This is a genomic window from Psychrobacter sp. Sarcosine-3u-12, assembly GCF_002836005.1.
GTDB classification, from domain to species: Bacteria; Pseudomonadota; Gammaproteobacteria; order Pseudomonadales; family Moraxellaceae; genus Psychrobacter; species Psychrobacter okhotskensis.
The window spans coordinates 1-1,028 of the sequence record NZ_PJBY01000036.1; the positions used below are offsets into that span (position 1 = coordinate 1).

At 39.3% G+C, this 1,028-nt stretch carries 2 protein-coding genes; one reads left to right on the top strand and one right to left on the bottom strand.

What is annotated here, in order from left to right; all coding sequences use genetic code 11:
* Positions 1-174 precede the first annotated feature (174 nt).
* Positions 175-558: a transposase family protein gene (locus tag CXF65_RS01020; protein ID WP_101210728.1), complete on the top strand. Its 384-nt coding sequence runs from the start codon at positions 175-177 to the stop codon at positions 556-558.
* On the opposite strand, the gene CXF65_RS01025 is transcribed toward CXF65_RS01020, so the two are convergent.
* Positions 548-1,028: hypothetical protein (locus CXF65_RS01025; protein ID WP_101210729.1), on the bottom strand; the 481-nt coding region annotated here is incomplete at its 5' end. The genes CXF65_RS01020 and CXF65_RS01025 overlap by 11 nt on opposite strands.

Consider the following 1,028-nt stretch of genomic DNA (forward strand, 5'->3'; position numbering starts at 1 on the left):
ACTGATTGACTCTGGCAAGTTTGAATTGCCTAAAAAGCTGCCTAGTCGTGTCGATGAGGACATCAATTGGTCAGTCGTCATTGTTGATGCCACCGAAACCCCAATTGAGCGTCCAAAAAAAACCAAAGAGACTACTACAGCGGCAAGAAAAAACAACACACCTTAAAAGCGCAAGTGATCGTCCACTGGAAAACAGGCTTAATATTAGATGTTCAAACGTCCAAAGGCTCTATTCACGATTTTAAGCTGTATAAAGATACTTGTCCTGATTGGTTACCTGAGAACACTAACTATCTAGCAGACAGTGGTTATCAAGGGTTAGCAAAGCTACATAACCAAACTTTCACACCATTTAAGAAACCTCGTGGTGGTCAGTTATTGGAGATATGCAAACAGGCCAATCACTATCTGGCAAAGTTCCGTATTGTGGTTGAGCACAAAATAGGCTTAATCAAGTTGTTTAAAATCGTGGCTCATAAATATCGCAACCGTCGTCAGCGCTATGATCTTAGAATGAAGCTGTTTGCTGGTATCATTAATTCCGAGCTTAACCTATGACTTTTGCAAGAGGTCTATTAAAGTTTTCTTCAATTGATGATACAAGGTTTGCAGTTTCACCCTCAGCATTAGTAGTTCCAAAATAAATTAACTCTTTTACCTCAGATACTGCACGATAATGAACATGACTATACGGGTTACCATCATCATCAGTAAACTTAAATTTAACTTTATAAAGTTCAATAGATCCCCAAGGGTCTTCATTTCTTAGATGCACTTTAATCTTATTGGAGTCAGAACTATAGAAATTCTCTGTACTTCCCTCAGCATCAGTTATGCCTTCAAAAGTCTCTTTTGTATTTTCATTAATAGCAATATATGATGTGTTGGCATAGGGAATATCATTATCATCAGCGAACCTAAACTGTGCTTTAAACATCGCACCAGCTATCAAACTCGGCAACCCTGCCAATCCCAACCCATCTACACCGCCTCCAGCCTTACTATGCTTACCAGCCTTCTCCGTAAAC